The following is a 562-nucleotide window of genomic DNA, read 5'->3' on the forward strand; positions in this document are numbered from 1 at the left end:
AGAACGCAGAACGCAGAAAAATCATAAAAAAAGGCGAGCTAAAAAGCTCGCCTTTTAAAAACACTGAAAGGTTAAAAACCTACCCCTTCGCGCGTTCTTCCAAAATCGCCACCGCTGGCAACTGCTTACCTTCAACAAACTCAAGGAAAGCACCGCCGCCGGTAGACACATAGCTTACCTGATCGGCCAGGTTCCACTTATCAATAGCCGCCAAGGTGTCGCCACCACCGGCTACCGAGAAAGCGTCGCTGTCGGCAATAGCGCGGGAAATGGTTTCGGTGCCTTGAGCAAAGGCGTCGAATTCAAACACGCCGCAGGGACCATTCCACAAAACGGTTTTAGCGTTTTTAATAATGTCGGCTACGCGCGCGGCCGTTTCGGGACCGTAGTCGATAATTTCTTCGTCAGCTTGAATCTCACTTGCCGCTTTAACTTCAGTTTTGCTGTTGTGACTCCAGTCGCTAAAGCCTTCTTTGGTGGTACGCACGTCGGTGGCAAAAACCACTTCGGTCGTATCGCGCAAGCGCTGAGCTTCGGGGATCAGGTCTTTTTCGTACAGGGA

The 562-nt window shown here is 51.1% G+C and carries 1 protein-coding gene; it reads right to left on the minus strand.

The window, feature by feature from the left end:
* Positions 1-79: 79 nt before the first annotated feature.
* On the minus strand, positions 80-562 hold a 483-nt coding region (gene pgk / locus Q4526_RS16415), incomplete at its 5' end, for a phosphoglycerate kinase (protein WP_215978211.1).

The organism is Gilvimarinus sp. 2_MG-2023 (assembly GCF_030547685.1).
Taxonomy (GTDB): Bacteria; Pseudomonadota; Gammaproteobacteria; order Pseudomonadales; family Cellvibrionaceae; genus Gilvimarinus.